Here is a 17,994-nt window from a genome sequence, read left to right on the forward strand (position 1 = left end):
GCCGGTTCGTAAAATGGAAAAAAGAGGCTTCGCTCCCGAGAAATAGATGATTCGAAAATGCGAAATTGACGCGGTTTCGCACCGAGGATAATCTGCGAAAGAATTCTGGTCATCGAGGCCGACGGTGGGAGTCGGCGCTTCTTGGATCCCTTTCGTCGTGACACTGCCACGGTCCGTAATATGCGATGAGATCGTTCCGATTCGAAAACGAAGAAGAGGAGAATCGAGGATGACGTCCGCCTTCTTTCGCTTGGCGCCCGGTCGCGACGTTCGGTCCGAGGAATACGTGCCCCAATCAACCGCCGGAAGTGGCTGGGGCAGTGGGCACATGCGCGGCATGGCCGTCAGCGGGGCTCTTGCCCGTGCCACCGAGAAGACTGTGGAGGAACTCGGGCGGCAGGACCTTCAGCCGGTTCGGTGGACCCTCGACCTCTTCCGTCCCGCGGGGATGACACCGTCCGTCACATCGACCACCGTAGTTCGCGAAGGGCGCCGCCTGTGCCTCGTCGACGCGGTGCTGAGCCAGGACGGGGAAGCGGTCGCGCGGGCCAGCGCACTGTATCTGAGCCCCACCACGACACCGGACGGCATCGTGTGGGATTCGGGCAACAGCCCGCAGCCGCCACCTGACGACTGCAAGCGGGCGGCGGGGACTGCCGAACGGTTGTACCGCAGCGACGGTGCGGGCTGGACCCTGCCCGCGGACGCACCGCAGAACGGTGATCGCAAGCAGATCTGGCAGTTCGCGATCCCGGTGGTCGAGGGCGAGCCACCGTCTGCTTTCCAGATGGCCGCGAGCGTTGCGGACGCCGCCAACGTCATCAGCAATTTGGGCAGTGCGGGACTGGAGTTCATCAACGCTGACGTGACTCTCGCACTGGCACGTCTGCCGGAGGGCCTCGAACTCGGACTGGCCGCACTCGACCGGGCCGAGCAACACGGCATCTCCGTCGGCACGGGGCTCGTGTTCGACCGACTGGGAGTGGTCGGTTCGGTCACCGTCTCCGCGGTCGGAAACGCCCGGCGCGCTGTCGATCTCCGTGGGTTCTGTCAGGGGAATGGTGCTGTCCCGCAAACGAATTCGAGTGCCGCGACCTGAGGTCCCGGCGCAATTACTGCGCCGTCAGGCGCTCGGCTACGTTCCGGGCTTCGGTGATCGCGGCGTCGGCGATCTCCTCGAGTCGGATATCGATGCGGGCTCGTGGCCCGGCGACCGTGAGGACGGCAACGTGTTTGTCGCGGTGGAACACCGGGACCGCAACGCCGCCGAGGTCGGGTGTCACCTCTTTGCTCGCGTATCCGATTCCGTCGCGTGCGATGCGGTCGATTTCCTCGCGTGCCTGTAGGCGCTTGTCGGTCTCCTCGATGTGGGTGTCGAGGTAGGTGTCGCGGAACCGCTGATCTGCATAGGCCAGGAAGCACTTGCCGGCGGTGGAGGGGAAGAGCGGGCGCCGGACGTGGAGTGCGGGCGAGAAGCGGATCGGTTGCGTCGACTCGATGATGTCGATGTTCACGACGGATTCCCCGATCTGAATGCACAGCGTGACCGTCTCGTCGAAGCGGCGGTGCAACGATTCCATGCTCTCCCGGGCCATCCGGTCCACCTGTGGGGTGTGCGCCGCGAGGAGTGTGCCCACTGCGGGACCAAGGGTGTAGGCGCCGTTCTCGGTCAGGTAGCCGGTGGCGACCAGGCCCTTCACGATGTAGTGCACGGAGGAGCGGGGGGCGTCGAGCGCTGCGGCGAGCTGGGCGAGTGACAACCCGTCCGTGCTCCGGGAGACGAGCTCGAGGATCGTCATGACACGTGAGACCGTGCGATGCTCTTTCGCCTCACCAGTAACCGGCGGCACGTGGCTCTCCCTCTTCTCGATCACCGATCGAATCAGCCTACAGGTGACTGGGGCACTGCCACGTCGGGCAGTGCCCCAGCCGGATCACCGAACGGCGGGAGCGCTTTCGGCGGAAGGGGTGTGGTTGCTGATGCTGATGGTGCGGTACTGGTCACCGAGTGCTGCACCCGCGATGAGGATCGCGCCGACGACGAAGATCAGGGAGACACCCCAGGTGGAGTGGGTCGGGGACAGTGACACCATGGTCAGTGCCGCGAGCGGAGCGAGGCCGCCGGCGAGTGCGCCGCTGACTTCCCGTCCGGCGCCGAGGCCCGAGGCGCGGACTTCGGGTGGGAACTGCCGGGCGAGGAAGGACCCGGAAGCCGCGAGCAGCGTGGGCTGGACGATTCCGACGGTGAGGATGAGTGCGAGCCAGATGTAGACCGGTCGGTCGGTGTTCAGGAGCCAGAAGAAGGGGAATGCCAGCCCTGCCACACACCCGGCGCCGATCAGCATGATGCGGCGTGTCCCGGCGCTGTCGCAGAGCCGCCCCGCGAGGGGGATGGTCACGAGCGCGACGGCACTGGCCAGGCTGATACCGAACGCGCCGACGTTGGCGGCGACGTCGCGGAACTCGGAGAGATACGACAGTGAGAACGTCTTGAAGATGTAGCTGATGCCGTTGACTCCGATGGTGGATACGGCGACGACGGTCAATCCGCGCCAGTGGTTCTTCAGCAGATCACGGAACGGCTGTGTCTTCTTGCGGGTCTGCGCTTCGGCGGCTACCCGTTCGAAGTCGGGGGTCTCGGGCAGGTTCCGCCGCATCCAGTAGCCCAGGCCGACGAGGACGAAGCTGGCCAGGAACGGGATTCGCCATCCCCAGCTGTAGAGGTCGGCCTTGTCGAGGCTCGTCACGGCGGCCACGGCCAGGGAGGACGCCAGCAGGCCGACGCTCACGCCCATGGCCGGCCACGCGCCCTGCCGTCCGCGTGACTTCGCGTCGGCATGCTCGTAGGACATCGCGATGGCGCTGCCGAACTCTGCGCCCGCACCGAGGCCTTGGACGATACGGAACAGGACCAGCAGCACGGGTGCGGCAATTCCGATCGTCTCGTACGACGGGATCAGGCCGATGCAGCCGCTGGCCAGGCCCATCAGCAGGAGATTGAACGACAGCACGGCCTTGCGGCCGATCTTGTCGCCGAGGATGCCGAACACGATTCCGCCGAGCGGGCGGGCCAGGAATCCGACGGCGAACGTGGAGAAGGCGGCGAGGGTGCTGACCGTGGAGTTCTCCGAGGGGAAGAAGAGCGGGCCGAACACCAGGGCGGCCATCGATGCATAGAGGTAGAAGTCGAACAGTTCGAGGGCTGTGCCGACCACTACCGCGGGGCCGACGTTCTTCGGCTTCCGGCGTGGCGGATTGGGGGCGTTGTGGAGCGAGTCCTGTGGCTGTGTCACGGGTCGAGCCTCTTCTCTCACTTCGGACGACGGTTGCGCCTTTCATATATATGAACGCGCCATTCGTAACTACGATGATATGATCGGGAACACTAGGGAGTGAGCTGGGCCACGTCAACCCTGTTTCGAAACTTGTCTCTCACGATCTCGGTCGCGAGGGACAGGGCGTGATTGGCATGGTCGAGTCCGTATTTCGCTGATCGTGAGGGCGGTATGGCTATGTTCAACAGGCTTCATCTGATTCGACAGGTCGATCTGTTCACGTTGCGACTGTTTCTGTCCGCGATCGAAGAACGGCAGATCGGTCTGGCCGCGATCCGGGAGAACATCGCCGCGTCCACGGCAACCAAGCGAATCCAGGCCCTGGAGGACATCGCCGGAATCAAGCTTCTCGATCGTGGGCCCAGGGGCGTAGTCCCCAGCCCCGCCGGTGCGGTCCTCGAACGACACGTCCGCACGATCTTCGGAAACCTCGAGGAGATGCGCTCCGAGATAGCGTCTTTGACCGAGGGAGTGCAGGGTGACCTGACGATCGTGTCGGCCCGATCGATCATCGTGCCGTTCCTGGCGCGGGAACTGGGCGAGTACAGCCGTGAATACCCCCTCGTCGACCTGGCCGTACGCGAGACCGAGAACGCCGAGATCGTTCAGCAGGTCGCGCGCGGCGAAGCGGACCTCGGGGTCTTCGCGGCCGCACACGAACTCGATCTCGACGGTGTGGATGTCACGCCCTACCGTCGTGATCGGCTGGTCGCGGTGGTGCCGCTGGGTCACCCGCTCACTGAGCAGCCGGTCGTGACCTTCCAGGATCTGTTGCCCGAAAGACTGATTGCGGCACGTGCGATGGCGCCGGCGTTTCGTGCCGCAGCGAATCGGCTGGGAGAGCAATTCGATTCCAGGCACTCCGTGCGGAGCGGAGAGGTCGCGATGAGTCTCGTCCAGGCGGGGATGGGCGTCACCGTGCAGCCGGAATGTCTACTCAGTCATGAGATGATGAGCCGCGTCGCGGTGATGGAATTCGCCGAGCCGTGGGCGGCGCGCAGGATCCACCTCGCCACCGCACACGGGCGAGGCCCGAGCCCAGCGGCTCGCGCACTCGTCACCCAGCTGCTCGACCGCCCGCACGACTCCGAAGACGCAAATTCGTCGTGAGTGAACCGGCCGGCGCATCCCGATCCGGCGCTCACAATCGGTGAATTCGTCTGTTGTGAAACGGTTTCCGTTGAGGTCTCAGCATCGCCGTCGGAAATCGGTGAGGATGCGGTCCCGCAGTGCCGGGTCGAGTTCTTCGATCGACAGTTCGCCGAGGGTGTGCACCGTCTGTTTCATCTGGTCGACGTAGTGGGCGCAGCCGCCGCATTCGCCCACGTGCGTCTCGAACCTGGCCTTGGTCTGCGCCGCGAACGCATCCTCGAGGTAGACAGTGACGAGTTCGACGAGTTCCTGACAGTCCATCGTTCGTTTCGATTCCTTCACGGGAGCGCCTCCTGAGTCCCGCCGACCCAGCGTCTGCGGCTATTGCCACAGTGTCCGGAATTGCCCGGATCGTTACACGGGACGGTGGCGAGAGCCGGCGGGCGTACGGTCGAGGTCATGACCGAGGACAATCAGGTTGCGCCGTGGGACGACATCTACCGAGGCGATGCGAAGGAATTTTCGGGGCCGGTGCCGTGGAACATCGGTGAGCCGCAGCCCGAGATCGCCGCCCTGATCGCGGAAGGCAAATTCCGCAGCGACGTGCTGGACGCGGGGTGCGGACACGCCGAAACGTCTCTGCAGCTGGCGGCGCAGGGGTACACGGTGGTCGGTCTGGACCTGTCGCCGACAGCCATCGCGGCAGCTCAGGCGGCAGCGGCCGATCGTGGCCTGACGACGGCCACGTACCGGGTGGCGGACATCAGCTCGTTCACGGGTTTCGACGGCCGATTCACCACGATCGTCGACAGCACCCTCTTCCATTCGCTACCCGTGGACCGGCGTCGCGACTACCTGCAGGCCGTGGCCCGGGCGGCCGCACCCGGCGCGTCCTATTACATCCTGGTGTTCGCGAAGGGTGCCTTCCCCGAGGGGCAGGGACCCAACCCGGTGACCGACGACGAGCTGCGGGAAGCCGTCGCCGAGTACTGGACCATCGACGACCTCCGCCCGGCGTTCATTCACGCGCTGCTCGGCCCGGAGGAGGCCGCGAACTGGCAGCGCGACGACAAGGGCCGGGCCATGCTTCCGGCGTGGCTGCTGTCGGCGCACCGCGACTGAGGCACGGAGCGGGACTGCCTCACGATGGGGACCGGCGTGGGAGGATTCGGTCCATACGTATGTCACGAGGGTGATCGCAACCCCTGCCGCTGCGCCCCCCGCGTCGACCTCGCGCGTCTAGTCTTGCTGCATGACGTGGGCGGGGCGGGACGGCGACGAGGACGAATTCTCGTACGTGTTCACCGGCGAACTCGCTCAGCGTGTGGTGGACGAAGTGAGCCCCCGGCTGGACTACAACATCAATCTGATGGACCGTGACGGCCGAATCATCGGGTCGGTCGACGGGACGCGTATCGGCACCGTGCACGCCGGTGCACTCCAGGCCATCCGGGACGGCCGGCGAGTCCTCGTGGACGCCGACGAAGAATCTGCGGACGTCAGGGCCGGGATCAACATTCCTCTGACGCTCGACGGGCGGATCGTGGGTGCCGTCGGGGTCACCGGCGACCCCGACGAGGTCGAATCGGTGTGCAACGTCCTCGCGCTCACCGTGGAACTGCTGTTACGGAACGAACAGCACCGGGACAGTTCACGCTGGCGGGAAGCAGCTGTGCGTGAACTGTTCCTCGGCCTGGTGAACGGCACCGTCACCGAGAACGGGCTGCTGGAAGCGTTACGCCACATCGGGTCGCCGATGACCCCGCCGTGGAACATCACGGCGGTCGTCCCCGCTGCGGGCAGTGGATCGTGGTCCCTTCCCTCATCCACGGCGGTGACCCTGCTTCGGCGGATCCAGGGGATTTCCGGCGTGGTTGCGGCCGAATTGCGGGGCGCGGTGTGGGTGCTGAGCGGTTCGGTGACAGACCGCGCCCTCGCCGCGACCCGGCAGCGGCTGCGCACCGGCGACGTCCGTCTCGTCACCGGCAGGCATGCCGCTTCGTCTCACGAATTGTCCGTGGACGCTGCCCGGCTGGGTCTCCTCCTGGCCCGGGCGCACCTGCTGCCCGCGGGGGAGGAGGTGGAAGTCTCCGCATTGGTGCCCGAAACCGCTGTCGCACAGCAGTCCCGGGATATTTCACACGACACCGTGGAGCGCGTCCTCGCACCGCTGTCCACGACGCTGCGCGAGACCGCTCACGCCTTCCTCGACCACGATCTGTCGATCGCCGCGACGTCGACTGCCCTCGAGGTGCACCGCAACACGCTGGTCCAGCGCCTCGATCGGATCCAGCACGTGACCGGACTGAACCTGCGCACGTTCGACCACGCCGTCGCCATGCGGCTGGCACTCCTCGCGGCCGCGGCGCTGGAGGACCCGTACCGCGGAGCGTGAAGCGCCGCGGATCGCGCCAGAGTGGCCGACAATATGCACATATATGGCCGTCCGAATTGGATGAGAATCTGTGGGTAATGCACATATGATCCCTGGCGTAGGAGACCTACGCTCTAGTCATGCGAAAGCGCACACCTACCGTTGTCCTCGCCCCCGACTCGTTCAAGGGGAGCCTCTCCGCCGTTGACGTCGCAGCCGCGATGGCCGCCGGTGTCCGGGTGGCGCTCGGCGCCGACGTCCGGATCGTGCAATGCCCCCTCGCGGACGGCGGCGAGGGCACGTTGCAGACCTTCCTCTCGGCGGGCAATGCCGAGCCCCGGGTAATCCACGCGCACGATGCCCTCGGACGCGAACGGACCGCCCGCTACGGACTGTCGAACGACGGCAGGGTCGCGATCATCGAGGCCGCGGAAGCGAACGGTCTGCCGCACGTGGCGGACGTTCCACCGTCACCGTTGCGGGCGGATACCTTCGGCGTCGGCGAAATCGCTGTCAGCGCATTGGAAGACGGTGTCGACGAGATCCTTCTGTGCATCGGCGGCAGCGCAACCACCGACGGGGGCACCGGGATGCTCCGCGCACTCGGTGTGCGATTCCTCGACGAAGACGGTCGCGACGTGGAATCCGGCGGTGGGGGGCTCGGTGACATCGTTGCCGTCGACGAGTCGCAACTGCACCCCCGGGCACGGTCGGTGCGCTGGCGCGTCGCGACCGACGTCGACAATCCTCTGTGCGGGGAGAACGGGGCGGCGGCGGTTTTCGGGCCGCAGAAGGGTGCGACGGCCGACCAGGTCCGCGAATTGGATTCCGGGCTCGGACAGTTGGCGATTGCTCTCCGCACTGCGTACGGGGCCGACGTTCTGACCCTGCGCGGAGCCGGAGCGGCCGGCGGCATGGCGGCCTGCCTGAGCACGATCCTCGCCGCGGAACTGGTGCCCGGGAGCGAGCTCGTCTCGGAGACGGTGGGACTGCGGTCACTGTGTGCCGACGCAGACCTGGTGATCACCGGGGAGGGGGCGTTCGACGCGCAGTCGCTGCAGGGGAAGGTGGTGCAGGGCGTCGTCCGTCAGACGCCGCCGGAGTGTCCCGTGGTCGTGATCGCCGGTACGGTTCGCTTGTCCGCAGCCGAGATTCGCGCTGCCCGGATCTCGGCGGCGTTCTCCATCGCCCGTGGACCGGCGGAACTCCACGAATTGCTCGACAACACCGCCGAACTCCTTCAGGAGGCAACCGCTCAGGTCGTCGGACTGATCGACAGTCAATGGAGCCGCCCCGCGTCGATGCCGACGCATCCGAGGGCGACCGCGGATTGCCCGTCGTGATGAACCTGTCGAGTCACACAACCACTCTCAACCCAGCCGCGAGGAGCCACATGCCCACCATCGATCTCGAACGGTCCGCGTCACACACCGCACAGCCCGGTCTGCTCAGCACGTCCCGACGCACGAAGATCGTTTGCACACTTGGACCTGCTACCGCCACCGGTGACCGTATTCGCGAGCTCGTCGAAAGCGGTATGGACGTGGCGCGGCTGAATTTCAGCCACGGCGAGCACGCCGACCACGAGGAGAACTACAAACGTGTCCGGGCGGCCTCGGACGCGACGGGCAAGGCGGTCGGTGTCCTGGCCGATCTGCAGGGCCCGAAGATCCGGCTGGGCCGGTTCGCGGAGGGGCGCACCACGTGGGCCAACGGTGAGGAGGTGCGGATCACCGTCGACGAGTGCGAGGGCACCCACGACTGGGTCTCGACCACGTACAAGCAGTTGGCGGAGGATGCCCGGCCGGGTGACCGGTTGCTAGTGGACGACGGCAAGGTCGGTCTCGTCGTCTCCGGGGTGGAGGGCAACGACGTGATCTGCCGGGTCACCGAGGGCGGCCCGGTGAGCAACAACAAGGGTGTGTCGCTGCCGGGGATGAACGTGTCGGTGCCGGCGTTGTCGGAGAAGGACATCGCGGACCTGGAGTTCGCGCTCGCGCTCGGTGTCGATTTCATCGCCCTGTCGTTCGTGCGGTCGCCGGCGGATGTGGAACTGGTGCACGCGGTGATGGACCGGGTCGGCCGGCGGATCCCGGTGATCGCGAAGCTGGAGAAGCCGGAGGCGATCGACAACCTCGAGGCGATCGTGCTGGCGTTCGACGCGGTGATGGTCGCGCGCGGTGACCTGGGGGTGGAGTTGCCGCTCGAGCAGGTGCCGCTGGTGCAGAAGCGGGCCATCCAGATCGCCCGGGAGAACGCGAAGCCGGTGATCGTGGCCACCCAGATGCTGGAGTCGATGATCGAGAACTCGCGGCCGACCCGCGCGGAGGCGTCGGATGTGGCGAATGCGGTGCTCGACGGTGCCGATGCGGTGATGCTGTCCGGTGAGACGTCGGTGGGTAAGTACGTGATGGAGACGGTGCGGACGATGGCGCGGATCGTGGAGGCGGTGGAGAACGAGTCGACGCAGGTGCCGCCGCTGACGCATGTGCCGCGGACCAAGCGGGGTGTGATCTCGTACGCGGCCCGCGACATCGGGGAGCGGCTGGATGCGAAGGCGCTGGTCGCGTTCACGCAGTCCGGGGACACGGTGCGGCGGTTGGCGCGGTTGCACACGCCGTTGCCGTTGCTGGCGTTCACGCCGTTGCCGGAGGTGCGCAGCCAGTTGTCGTTGACGTGGGGGACGGAGACGTTCATCGTCGATCCGGTGGACAGTACGGATGCGATGGTGCGGCAGGTCGACAACGCGTTGCTGGGGTTGGGCCGGTACCAGAGGGGTGAGCTCGTGGTGATCGTGGCGGGGTCGCCGCCGGGCACCGTAGGCTCGACCAACCTGATCCACGTCCACAGAATCGGCGAAGAAGACCACTAGGTGTCGGAGGCGAAGACGACCACTAGGCCTCGGAAACGACTATCCCATGCCATCTTTGACGCTCACCGTCCGTCTGCTGACACCGCACTCCGATCTCTGGGACTGGCAGACCCGTGCACTGTGCCGCACCACCCGGGCGGACGTCTTCTTCGGGCCGGACGGCGAAAGCAGGGCAATGCGAATTCGCCGGGAGCGGCAGGCGCAGGAACTCTGCCAGGGTTGCCCGGTCCGGCACGAATGCCGACGCCACGCACTCGACGTCGGCGAACCCTACGGCGTCTGGGGAGGGCTGACCGAATCGGATCGGCGATTCGGTCAGGATCGGCCTCAACTGAATCCACAGTCAAACCGTAAGCCGGCCAGGGGTCTTCGCATCTCGCCGCGACACCCTCGCCCCGGAAGGCAGTGACAGGCCGACCGCGGTGGGGGGTCAGCGTCTTGACGGCACATATCTGGATATTTAGTATCTAGGTTATGCGGATGTCGCGAGGTGTCGAGTGGGCAATGCACGTTGTGCTGTCTCTGGCGTGGGTGGATGACGATCGCCCGGTGTCGACCGCTGCGCTCGCGCGTAGTTACGATCTGCCGGCTCCGTACCTGAACAAACAGTTGCAGGCGCTCGTGCGCGCGGGGATCTTGACGTCCGTGCCAGGTGCCGCGGGCGGGTTCGTGTTGACCCGCTCGGCCAAGCACATCAGTGTCCTGGACGTCGTCACCGCCATCGAGGGTGCCGAGGAGGCGTTTCGGTGCACCGAGATCCGTGCCCAGGGCGTCGGTGCCGACATGCCGGCCGGTCAGTTGTCTATGCCGTGCGCGGTGTCGATGGCGATGCGAAAGGCGGATCTGGCGTGGCGGCGGGAGTTGGCCGGTCAGAGCGTCGACGACGTCCGGGTCGAGGCTGAGCGGCACGCTCCGGGGCTCGCCGAGCGTATGCGCCGGGCATACGACCGGGGCTGATCGCACAAGCGGGAACTTTCGAATCATCCGTCCGAGGTGGGCGGTTCACACATGAGGAGAATCTAGATGCCAAATGTCCTGATTATTGGAGGCGGTTTCGCAGGGGTCTGGGCGGCTGCCAGCGCCGCCCGGCTGCGACGCGATGCGGGCGTGCCGCGGAACGACCTCACGATCACACTGGTCGATGCCGGTGACGACCATGTCATCCGGCCCCGCCTCTACGAGCGGGAGCCGGAGACCAAACGCTGCTCCCTCGACGGGCTACTCGGCCCGATCGGAGTGGAGCGGGTCGCGGCCACGATCACATCCATCGATACCACCACCAACCAGGTTCACGGGATCACCCGAACCGGTGATACCACGTCGCTGAGCTACGACCGTTTGGTGCTGGCCACGGGAAGCAGACTCGTCACCCCCACCATTCCCGGTTCCCAGCACCTCTTCGACATCGACACGCTCGGTGCCGCCACCTATCTCGACGGGCACCTGCGCAGTCTGCCCGCGTGCCCGGATTCGGAGGGCCGGTACACGGTGGTCGTGATCGGGGCAGGATTCACCGGACTCGAGATCGCCGCCGAACTCACCGATCGACTCCGCGAGATCGCCGCGGATGCGCCGATCCGGGTGATCCTGCTCGATCGCGGTGACGTCGTCGGATCCGGGCTCGGTGCGGGACCGCGTCCTGCGATCCTCGAAGCCCTCGACACCCTCGGGATCGAAGTCCGCCTCGGCGTGGATGTGACCTCGGTCGACGCGCACGGAGTGCAGCTCGCCGACGGCAACCGGATCGCCGCGAACACGGTGATCTGGACGGCGGGCATGCAGGCCAGCCCCCTGACAGCGCACATCCCCGGAGAACGAGACCGACTCGGTCGTCTCACCGTCGATGAGCATCTGAAGGTGGCCGGTCTCGCAGACGTGTTCGCCGCGGGAGATACCGCCGCCGCGTACGCAGACCCCGGCCACGTCGTGATGCAGAGTTGCCAGCATGCGCTGCCGCAGGGAAAGTTCGTCGGGCACAACGCTGTCGCCGATCTGCTCGACCGAGATCTCGTGCCGTTCGCTCCTGCGTCGTATGTCACGTGCCTGGCTCTCGGACCGGCCGGGGCAGTGTTCGCTTCCGGGTGGGACCGACAGGTGCAGATGACAGGCGCGGAGGGAGCGGTGGTGAAGAAGTCGATCAATACCGTTGCGATCTATCCGCCGGTCGGTGATCCGGATGCTCTGCTGTCGCTGGCGGTTCCGGACGGAACCTGGCGATCGGCCGAACTCGAGGCTCTCACCTGAGAATTGCCCGCCCGCCGCGGCCGGTGAATAACTTGCCCGAGCTGCGACGGGGCGCTGGACTGCGAGCGGGGTGCTCGCCAACCGTCAGAGTCCGACGGCGGTTTCGAGGAGATCGAGTTCGGAGTCGAGGTGGTCGAGCATCGGGTGCAGGTCCGGGACGGTGCGGCGGCAGCCGGTGAGGCCGAAGACGATCTGGTCGTCGCTGCTGGTGCAGGTGATGTTGAGTGCCTGCCCGGTGGTGGGGATCGACAGCGGGTAGAGGGATTCGAGGCGGGCGCCGTTCCAGTACAACGGGGTTCGGGGTCCCGCGACGTTGGAGATGACGACGTTGAACGGCGGACGGAGCGGCCCCCGCCGGCCGAGGAACATCTCGACTCCGAGCGGGGCGGCGCCGAGGGCGCTCATCGCGAGCACCTGGGCGGGGCTCATCGCCTGCAGCGCGGCCTTGCCCTCGTTCATGCAGTTGCGCACCGTCTCGAGGCGGTGCGCGGGGTCGGGGAGGTGGGTGGCCAGGTTGCACATGAGCACCCCCACCCGGTTGCCTCCGGGAGTGCGGTCACCGGTTCCGGTTTCCGGCGCGCGCAGCGACACGGGGACCATCGCGATCAGCGGGTTGTCCGGCAACGCGTCGCGGGTGTGCAGGTAGGCCCGCAGGGTGCCCGCGCACATCGTCAGCACGATGTCGTTGATGGTCGCGTCGGCGTGCTTGGCCAGCAGCCGGATCCGTTCGATGGGGAACGACCGGGCGGCGACGTGACGGGCCCCGCTGATCGGCACGTTGAACAGGGTGTGCGGCGCGGTCAGCGACAACGCACCACCCTTGCCGTGCAGAGCGCGGTCCACGGTGCCCAGCGCCGCGGGCACCAGTCCGGCCACCTCGCCCGCCGCGGCGCGGGCAGCGTCCCACGCCATGGCCGGAAGCGCGGAGCCGGGACCGGTCGTGACGGCCGTGCCCGCGTCCGGCACGGCCGCTAGCGGGGTCCGGGGCTGCCACGGGGTGGGCATGTTCCGGCGGTGCGGGTCCTCGCTCATGCTGTCGCGGAGCAACCTCATCGCGGACGCGCCGTCGGCGAGGGCGTGGTGGATCTTGGTGTAGATCGCGTAGCGGCCGTCGGCGAGGCCCTCGATCAGGTGCATCTCCCACAACGGCCGGCTGCGGTCGAGCAGGGTGCCGTGCAGCCGCGACACCAGGGTCATCAGCTCGGCCATCCCGCCCGGCTGCGGCAGGGCGTCGCGGCGCACGTGATGTTCCAGATCGACCTCGTCGTGCGGAAGGGTGTCCCAGCCCCACTGGCCGAGCGACGTCACCGAGCGGCGGGCCCGCTTACGGAAGGGCGCCGCCACCTGGTCGCCGATCAGCGCCGCATCGAACATCGCTCGCACGTCGGCCGCGGACGATCCCTCGGGTGGGGTGAACACCGCCAGGCCGCCGACGTGCATCGGATGCTCGCGGGACTCGCCGAGCAGAAACAGTGAGTCGGTCGGCGCCATCGGGAACAGCATGTGGTGTCCTTACCGTTCCCGAAACGGGATCTGCCTGCGCGGATCCGTTCCCCCCGGAACTGTCGTTCATGTCGATATTGCCGTGTGTAAAAGTAACGTTTAGGTGTGGTTCATGTCACAAACCGGTCTCGCTGTTTCAGTTGTACAGCACAGCCACCGTTTCCGCCACATGCATGGACGGACTCGTCGGCACTGCAGCCGTGCCCCGCCGACGACGGGCGGTCAGAGCTCGAGGTACAGGAAGTTGTCGCCCCAGTTCGTCTCGCCGGCCGTCGTGGCGAAGTAGAAGATGCGCTCGGAGAATCCGCAGTCGAAGTACTGGGCGATCTTCGATTCACCGGGAGCGAGCGTGCCCAGGCTCGTGCTCTCGTACACGAGCGGAGTGTGGACGGTGACGCCGGTGGCGGTGCCGTCGCCCTCGTTGGTGACGCGCACCGCGCACGCGTTGACGCCTTCGACATTCGCCTGGGCGATCACGAGATCGGGTCCCTCACCCAGAGAGCCGAACGGCGCGGCGGACGCCGTTGCCGCTCCGGCGGCCATCAGTCCCGCGATCATGGTCCCTGCCACTGCCGTACGTCGAAGGTTGCGCATGTCGTGCCCTTTCCTCGGTGGTCCGGTACTCAATACACGTTGATCTGCGTGGTGCTGGGGACATGCGGGCGGTCGGTGGTCAGCGTGACCTCGACGCGGCCGGATCCCGTCTCGAGGTGGGCCCACGGTTCCGCAGGGAAGTCGAGCAGTCCGCCACTGACCTCGGCGGACCACGAACCCGCAGCACCGGTTTCCAGGTTGCGCCAGTGCAATGTCGCGAATACCGAGCACAGCACTCCCGGCGTCGTCGACACACCGACGAACGTCCCGTTCAGCCGAACGTAGACCAGACCGGGCAGTGCATCGGTGGCAACGGTGACTCCTCCGATCCGGCCGCCACAGGCAATGCCGTGAGCGACCGTCGCCGTGTCCGGGATGTTGATCCACCGGTCCTGGGTCTGGTCCGCCGCGGCCGGGGCGGCGGCACCGCACAATCCGGCCAGCGCCAGTCCGGTGATCGCGATCGACTTGCCGAGCGTAGGAAGAGACATGGTGCTCCAGATCGCCGTCGGTCAATGGTCCCGACGGTACCTCGGAAACCGAGCGTCGGCGTCGAACCTGTAGTCACTCCGTGGTGTGATCGAGTCATGACCGAGGAGAATGGGATTCCCACCATCGTCACCGCGAGCCGCGTCATCACCGCCCCGGCGCGGGTGATCTTCGAACTGATCGCCGACCCGGCGCAACAGCCGCGCTGGGACGGCAACGACAACCTGGCCGAGGCCGCGCCCGGCCAGCGGGTGCGCGCCGTGGGCGACGTATTCACAATGACGCTGACCAACGCAGGCATCCGCGACAACCGCGTGGTGGAATTCGAAGAGGGGCGGCTGATCGCGTGGACGCCGTCCGAGCAGGGCCATCCACCGCCCGGGCATCTGTGGCGCTGGGAACTCGAGCCGCTCGACGAGAACCGCGTCCGGGTCACGCACACCTATGACTGGTCGCGCTTGACCGACGATCCGAAGCGCCGCGAGCGGGCCCGCAGCACCACCTCCGACTGGCTGCTGGCGTCGGCGGACCGGCTTGCCGAACTCGCCGAGGCGAGCGACGGGCAACGACGCGCCTGACCGCCGAGCACCGTCGGCGGCGGGCAGTGTGCGCCACGCCGCCGACGGCTCCGAGTTACCGCCCGGGGACGACGGAGATCGTTCCCTGGCAGACGGCGTTCTGGGAATTGACGAACCACCATCCCGCACCGGTCTGGACGGTGACGGTGAACGACACCGTGCCGGTTCCCGTCCAGGTCCGGTTGATCGGGATTCCCGGCTTCTGCTGCCACGCCGCCTCGTCGCTGACGCTGTGGCCGGTCGCGCCCGTCGTCGTGTTGTGCCAGTCGACCGACACCCGCGTGCCGTACCAGTTGATTCCGATGCTCGGGATCAGACCGCCGGGCGGCGTGGGCAGTTCGTTCCCGCCGCTGAGCAGGATCGCCGGCTCCAGCGCCGACCCACCCGGTCGCAGCGACTCCCCGGACGAAGCGTTGACGGTCCACGTGAACGGCGGTGCCCAGACGAGGGGATTCGCGCTCGAGCACGTCATCGTCGTCGATGTCGGTGGTGCGGGCTGAGCATGTGCGACCGCACCCCCTCCTGCCACGACGGCGGTTCCCAACCCGACAGCAGTGAGTGCCGTAGCGCATGCGCGGCGCCCCAACTGGTTGCTCATGAGCCCTCCCATTTCTTCATTCCCCGAGACCCGAGACGTACCTCGCCCCCTGGACTTTCGGCGGCGGACAAGAATTCGTTACAGATCGTGCGATGCGGACGTTTCTCCTGCAGCTGTATTCGGGTCCCGACGACCGGCTTTCATGCGGTCACCATGGGCTTCCGGGTCTTTCAGTTGGATGCTGACGCAAGATCGCTCGCTGTCAGCGCGAGGATGTCGTCGGCGTGGCTGACGGCGATGAAATGGCCACCACCGCTGACCGGGTGCCAGACGGCGCCCGGGGTTCGATCGGCCACCGTCTTGTTGATGATCTCGGGGACCAGGGTGTCTGCACTGCCCTGCCAGAAGTGCACCGGGCGTTTTACTTTGGTCATGTCGAACGGCCAGGCCTCGTAGAGCATCGTGGCGTCGACGACGAGTCCGTCTGCGCCGTGGCGAAAACACTCCCGGCTTGCCTTCAGGAAGGTTGCGAGGACGTCCTCGTCGGCCAGTACCTCCCGGTCCGCCGCGCACGCCGACTTCGTGATCGCCCGCCCGTAGCGATCCTCGAAATGTGTGGCACTTATGCCGAGCAGCTCGTACATGAGCGTGAAACCGGGGTGGAAGTGCAGCGCCAGGCGACCACCCAGCGCGTCCACGCTGCTCAGATGCTTCGCGGCCCAGTTCGCGCCGAACGTTCCGTAGTTGCCGCCGGCGATGCACACGACACTGACCAGTCGCATCGGGTCCAGATACGCGGCCGCCGCCAAGGCCCACGGCCCGCCCTCGGACCAGCCGGTCACCGCGAACCGGTCGGCGTCGAACGAGTCGGCCAGCAGCAGGAGGTCGGCGGTCCAGCTTTCGAAGGTGCGACCGGGCTGGAGGTCGGACCCGCCGATGCCCGGCCGATCCGCGCAGACGAATCGCAGTCCGTTGGCCTTCGCGTACGAGTCGAACAGTTCGGCCTCCCATCGGCTCGACGGTCCGCCGTGGTTGTGCAGCACGAGCGGCCCGCCCGGGTCACCGGCTTCGAGATACGTGATGGTCCTGCTGCCGATCCGGATGCTTCCCTCGCTCGTCACGTGGACTCCTCACAGTGTCGGCCCGACGCCGAAACCGGGTGGGCGGCGTCGAAACTGCAGGTACTCGGATCTTTTCCATACTAGGCTCGACGGGTGACTCGTCCCGAGCAGAAGGGGATATCCGGCGTGGTGCAATCAACGGAGCGGCACGGCGTGCGCAGGCGCGGCGGTCTCACCTTCCTCTCGATCGTCCTGGCCGGGGTCGTGCTCGCGGCGGGGTGCGGGCAGCAGGACTCCGGGTCCGAGGCCGAGTCGCAGCCGGTTGCGACGACCTCCGGAGCGAACCTCGTACCACCCGAACGTCTGCTCGGATTGGACGTCGTACAGAACTACTTTCCGGAGATGGAACGCCAGACGGCGACGAGTGAGAACACCACAGCGTCCGACGCCCCCGACGCGACGCGAATGGTCATCTATGAAGGCGGCGACGGGAGGAGGGTCACCATCTCCGTGGATCACTATGCCAGCCCCGACGCGGCCTCCACCGCATTCGAGCAGGCGATCGGCAAAAGTGAAGTCGTCCAGGGGTTCACACCGCTGCCTGCGCCGGCCGATGTCGGCGACAAGGCGTTCGCCGGAACCGTGACCCAGGGAGCGGACACGCACATCGGGTACGGCGCGCTCGCCGGCGAGTACGTTGTCGGGGTCACGTCGGCCGGCTATCCGGCCACCCCCGAGAACGTCGGCAAACTGACTGAACTGACCCGGGCGGCCGTCGAGAAGGCCACCACGGCTTAGGGCCGCGCCAATAGCGCGTCAGGATTGTGGTCACCGGAGTCAGATCGGCGTCAAGGCTCGTCGAATCCTCGCGTGAGGGGGGTAGATCTGGAACTGGATCCCCAGGAGGTTCCGATGACGCTTCATCTTCCCCACCCATTCGTTCACGAGCGGCCGCGTCAGGACACGGTGCTCGACCTCTCGGTTCTCGGTGCGACCGGGCCGGGTATCGAGGACGCGCTACGCGCGGTGATGGAACAGCCGCAGCTGCGGCTCGTCGGTTTCCGCTGCGCTGCGGATTCCGAAGCCATTGGGGACGCGATCGGGCTGATGGAACAGGTCCGGCGCGACTCCGGCGTGATCCTGACGGAACTCGTCGTGCAGGGCGAGGGCGGGGCGGACGTGCAGGAGGTCGTCGACGAGGCTTTGGACGAGGCCTGCGCCCGAAACCGGTATCCCCGTCCGAGCGTCGCGTTCACGCACGCCCGGGTGTCCACGTTGACGAAATCTTGACGCGGGCACCCCTTGCGCCCGGTT

At 66.8% G+C, this 17,994-nt stretch carries 20 protein-coding genes; 12 read left to right on the top strand and 8 right to left on the bottom strand.

The genetic code is table 11. The features are described 5' to 3' along the window. The first annotated feature begins 229 nt into the window (after positions 1–229). Entirely contained in the window at positions 230–1,099 is an 870-nt protein-coding gene (locus ACFTZB_RS16130; RefSeq protein WP_378432880.1) for an acyl-CoA thioesterase domain-containing protein, read from the top strand. Between the two features lie 13 nt (positions 1,100–1,112). Here ACFTZB_RS16130 and ACFTZB_RS16135 read toward each other — a convergent pair whose 3' ends face one another. Then, a complete protein-coding gene (locus tag ACFTZB_RS16135) occupies positions 1,113–1,874 on the bottom strand; it encodes an IclR family transcriptional regulator (protein ID WP_378432882.1) in 762 nt (253 codons plus the stop codon). Between the two features lie 60 nt (positions 1,875–1,934). Further along, on the bottom strand, positions 1,935–3,293 hold the full coding sequence (locus tag ACFTZB_RS16140) for an MFS transporter (RefSeq protein ID WP_378432883.1): 1,359 nt from the start codon (positions 3,291–3,293) through the stop codon (positions 1,935–1,937). Between the two features lie 213 nt (positions 3,294–3,506). Here ACFTZB_RS16140 and ACFTZB_RS16145 point away from each other — a divergent pair, with 213 nt between their 5' ends. Then, positions 3,507–4,445: a LysR family transcriptional regulator gene (locus tag ACFTZB_RS16145; RefSeq protein WP_378432884.1), complete on the top strand. Its 939-nt coding sequence runs from the start codon at positions 3,507–3,509 to the stop codon at positions 4,443–4,445. 78 nt (positions 4,446–4,523) lie between these two features. Here ACFTZB_RS16145 and ACFTZB_RS16150 read toward each other — a convergent pair whose 3' ends face one another. Then, positions 4,524–4,748: an anti-sigma factor family protein gene (locus ACFTZB_RS16150; RefSeq protein WP_378432919.1), complete on the bottom strand. Its 225-nt coding sequence runs from the start codon at positions 4,746–4,748 to the stop codon at positions 4,524–4,526. A gap of 138 nt (positions 4,749–4,886) precedes the next feature. Here ACFTZB_RS16150 and ACFTZB_RS16155 point away from each other — a divergent pair, with 138 nt between their 5' ends. The 7 genes from ACFTZB_RS16155 (at position 4,887) to ACFTZB_RS16185 (ending at position 11,917) form a co-directional block, all read left to right on the top strand. Continuing rightward, complete coding sequence (locus ACFTZB_RS16155; protein ID WP_378432885.1) at positions 4,887–5,549, top strand: class I SAM-dependent methyltransferase; 663 nt, start codon at positions 4,887–4,889, stop codon at positions 5,547–5,549. Positions 5,550–5,679: 130 nt separating this feature from the next. Then, positions 5,680–6,822 carry a CdaR family transcriptional regulator gene (locus tag ACFTZB_RS16160; protein ID WP_378432886.1) on the top strand — a complete coding sequence of 381 codons (1,143 nt, stop codon included), beginning with the start codon at positions 5,680–5,682 and terminating at the stop codon, positions 6,820–6,822. Between the two features lie 119 nt (positions 6,823–6,941). Next, positions 6,942–8,144 (top strand): glycerate kinase, encoded by a 1,203-nt coding sequence (locus ACFTZB_RS16165; protein WP_378432887.1) that lies wholly within the window; start codon positions 6,942–6,944, stop codon positions 8,142–8,144. A 50-nt stretch (positions 8,145–8,194) separates the two neighbouring features. Continuing rightward, positions 8,195–9,673, top strand: a complete 1,479-nt coding sequence (gene pyk / locus ACFTZB_RS16170) for a pyruvate kinase (protein WP_378432889.1) — start codon at positions 8,195–8,197, stop codon at positions 9,671–9,673. 46 nt (positions 9,674–9,719) lie between these two features. Continuing rightward, on the top strand, positions 9,720–10,082 hold the full coding sequence (locus tag ACFTZB_RS16175; RefSeq protein ID WP_378432891.1) for a WhiB family transcriptional regulator: 363 nt from the start codon (positions 9,720–9,722) through the stop codon (positions 10,080–10,082). Positions 10,083–10,153: 71 nt separating this feature from the next. After that, complete coding sequence (locus ACFTZB_RS16180; protein WP_378432920.1) at positions 10,154–10,630, top strand: RrF2 family transcriptional regulator; 477 nt, start codon at positions 10,154–10,156, stop codon at positions 10,628–10,630. A 66-nt stretch (positions 10,631–10,696) separates the two neighbouring features. Further along, positions 10,697–11,917, top strand: a complete 1,221-nt coding sequence (locus tag ACFTZB_RS16185; RefSeq protein ID WP_378432892.1) for an NAD(P)/FAD-dependent oxidoreductase — start codon at positions 10,697–10,699, stop codon at positions 11,915–11,917. 84 nt (positions 11,918–12,001) lie between these two features. Here the strand turns inward: ACFTZB_RS16185 and ACFTZB_RS16190 are convergent, their stop codons facing one another. The 3 genes from ACFTZB_RS16190 to ACFTZB_RS16200 form a co-directional block, all read right to left on the bottom strand. Further along, positions 12,002–13,420, bottom strand: a complete 1,419-nt coding sequence (locus ACFTZB_RS16190) for a wax ester/triacylglycerol synthase family O-acyltransferase (RefSeq protein WP_378432893.1) — start codon at positions 13,418–13,420, stop codon at positions 12,002–12,004. A gap of 222 nt (positions 13,421–13,642) precedes the next feature. Then, complete coding sequence (locus ACFTZB_RS16195; RefSeq protein ID WP_378432895.1) at positions 13,643–14,014, bottom strand: hypothetical protein; 372 nt, start codon at positions 14,012–14,014, stop codon at positions 13,643–13,645. Between the two features lie 29 nt (positions 14,015–14,043). Then, the gene (locus ACFTZB_RS16200; RefSeq protein ID WP_378432897.1) at positions 14,044–14,505 is read right to left on the bottom strand and encodes a hypothetical protein; all 462 of its coding nucleotides are present in this window, start codon (positions 14,503–14,505) and stop codon (positions 14,044–14,046) included. Positions 14,506–14,601: 96 nt separating this feature from the next. Here ACFTZB_RS16200 and ACFTZB_RS16205 point away from each other — a divergent pair, with 96 nt between their 5' ends. Next, complete coding sequence (locus tag ACFTZB_RS16205; protein WP_378432898.1) at positions 14,602–15,081, top strand: SRPBCC family protein; 480 nt, start codon at positions 14,602–14,604, stop codon at positions 15,079–15,081. Positions 15,082–15,136: 55 nt separating this feature from the next. Here the strand turns inward: ACFTZB_RS16205 and ACFTZB_RS16210 are convergent, their stop codons facing one another. Beyond that, a complete protein-coding gene (locus ACFTZB_RS16210; RefSeq protein ID WP_378432900.1) occupies positions 15,137–15,679 on the bottom strand; it encodes a hypothetical protein in 543 nt (180 codons plus the stop codon). Between the two features lie 170 nt (positions 15,680–15,849). Further along, on the bottom strand, positions 15,850–16,740 hold the full coding sequence (locus tag ACFTZB_RS16215) for an alpha/beta fold hydrolase (protein WP_378432901.1): 891 nt from the start codon (positions 16,738–16,740) through the stop codon (positions 15,850–15,852). Positions 16,741–16,866: 126 nt separating this feature from the next. Here ACFTZB_RS16215 and ACFTZB_RS16220 point away from each other — a divergent pair, with 126 nt between their 5' ends. After that, entirely contained in the window at positions 16,867–17,478 is a 612-nt protein-coding gene (locus ACFTZB_RS16220; RefSeq protein WP_378432922.1) for a hypothetical protein, read from the top strand. 114 nt (positions 17,479–17,592) lie between these two features. Continuing rightward, positions 17,593–17,970: a decarboxylase gene (locus tag ACFTZB_RS16225; protein WP_378432902.1), complete on the top strand. Its 378-nt coding sequence runs from the start codon at positions 17,593–17,595 to the stop codon at positions 17,968–17,970. The last annotated feature ends 24 nt before the right edge of the window (positions 17,971–17,994 follow it).

The sequence above is a fragment of the Rhodococcus sp. NPDC057014 genome, from assembly GCF_042673295.1.
GTDB lineage: Bacteria > Actinomycetota > Actinomycetes > Mycobacteriales > Mycobacteriaceae > Rhodococcus_F.

What these genes read in the sequence shown, in the direction of transcription:
- ACFTZB_RS16225 (WP_378432902.1), top strand. Translation starts at nt 17,593, where the DNA reads ATGACGCTTCATCTTCCCCACCCATTCGTTCACGAGCGGCCGCGTCAG.
- pyk (WP_378432889.1), top strand. Translation starts at nt 8,195, where the DNA reads ATGCCCACCATCGATCTCGAACGGTCCGCGTCACACACCGCACAGCCC.
- ACFTZB_RS16155 (WP_378432885.1), top strand. Translation starts at nt 4,887, where the DNA reads ATGACCGAGGACAATCAGGTTGCGCCGTGGGACGACATCTACCGAGGC.
- ACFTZB_RS16180 (WP_378432920.1), top strand. Translation starts at nt 10,154, where the DNA reads ATGTCGCGAGGTGTCGAGTGGGCAATGCACGTTGTGCTGTCTCTGGCG.
- ACFTZB_RS16165 (WP_378432887.1), top strand. Translation starts at nt 6,942, where the DNA reads ATGCGAAAGCGCACACCTACCGTTGTCCTCGCCCCCGACTCGTTCAAG.
- ACFTZB_RS16130 (WP_378432880.1), top strand. Translation starts at nt 230, where the DNA reads ATGACGTCCGCCTTCTTTCGCTTGGCGCCCGGTCGCGACGTTCGGTCC.
- ACFTZB_RS16150 (WP_378432919.1), bottom strand. Translation starts at nt 4,748, where the DNA reads ATGGACTGTCAGGAACTCGTCGAACTCGTCACTGTCTACCTCGAGGAT.
- ACFTZB_RS16185 (WP_378432892.1), top strand. Translation starts at nt 10,697, where the DNA reads ATGCCAAATGTCCTGATTATTGGAGGCGGTTTCGCAGGGGTCTGGGCG.
- ACFTZB_RS16195 (WP_378432895.1), bottom strand. Translation starts at nt 14,014, where the DNA reads ATGCGCAACCTTCGACGTACGGCAGTGGCAGGGACCATGATCGCGGGA.
- ACFTZB_RS16200 (WP_378432897.1), bottom strand. Translation starts at nt 14,505, where the DNA reads ATGTCTCTTCCTACGCTCGGCAAGTCGATCGCGATCACCGGACTGGCG.
- ACFTZB_RS16175 (WP_378432891.1), top strand. Translation starts at nt 9,720, where the DNA reads ATGCCATCTTTGACGCTCACCGTCCGTCTGCTGACACCGCACTCCGAT.
- ACFTZB_RS16160 (WP_378432886.1), top strand. Translation starts at nt 5,680, where the DNA reads ATGACGTGGGCGGGGCGGGACGGCGACGAGGACGAATTCTCGTACGTG.
- ACFTZB_RS16205 (WP_378432898.1), top strand. Translation starts at nt 14,602, where the DNA reads ATGACCGAGGAGAATGGGATTCCCACCATCGTCACCGCGAGCCGCGTC.
- ACFTZB_RS16190 (WP_378432893.1), bottom strand. Translation starts at nt 13,420, where the DNA reads ATGCTGTTCCCGATGGCGCCGACCGACTCACTGTTTCTGCTCGGCGAG.
- ACFTZB_RS16145 (WP_378432884.1), top strand. Translation starts at nt 3,507, where the DNA reads ATGGCTATGTTCAACAGGCTTCATCTGATTCGACAGGTCGATCTGTTC.
- ACFTZB_RS16210 (WP_378432900.1), bottom strand. Translation starts at nt 15,679, where the DNA reads ATGAGCAACCAGTTGGGGCGCCGCGCATGCGCTACGGCACTCACTGCT.